Below are 383 nucleotides of genomic sequence, written 5' to 3'. Positions count from 1 at the left end.
CTGCTGCTCGACCCAGGCATGCAGTTCGTCGTCCGCGCCCAGCGCGTCGATCTGTTCGGCCAGCGCGGCCCGCTCTTCGGCGTCGATATGACCATCGGCCCGCGCGGCGGCGATCATCGCACGCAGGATGACCAGGCTTCGGTTCTCCTGCCGATCGCCGGAGAGCTGCTCCAGCGGCTGATCGGCTCCGGTCGTCGGCGCGTTGGCCGGCGCTGCAGACGACTTCTCTTGATGAGCCTGCCAGGCTTTCCAGGCTAGTGCCCCCAGCCCGGCTAGTGCGCCGTACTTGATCGCCTTGCAGCCCATGCTGCGACCCCGCTTGCTGCCAACCAGCATGCCCAGCGCGCCGCCACCCAGCAGCGACTTGGCATCGAAACCACCAC

Annotated in this window: 1 protein-coding gene; it reads right to left on the bottom strand. The window is 68.1% G+C overall.

Annotation, left to right across the window (positions count from 1 at the left end; all coding sequences use genetic code 11):
- Positions 1–383: DUF533 domain-containing protein (locus CHM34_RS18825; RefSeq protein WP_141201802.1), on the bottom strand; the 383-nt coding region annotated here is incomplete at both ends.

The sequence above is a fragment of the Paludifilum halophilum genome, from assembly GCF_002245355.1.
GTDB classification, from domain to species: Bacteria; Bacillota; Bacilli; order Thermoactinomycetales; family DSM-45169; genus Paludifilum; species Paludifilum halophilum.
Note: the sequence above shows the minus strand (reverse complement) of the source record. Positions and strands in the feature narration are given on the sequence as shown.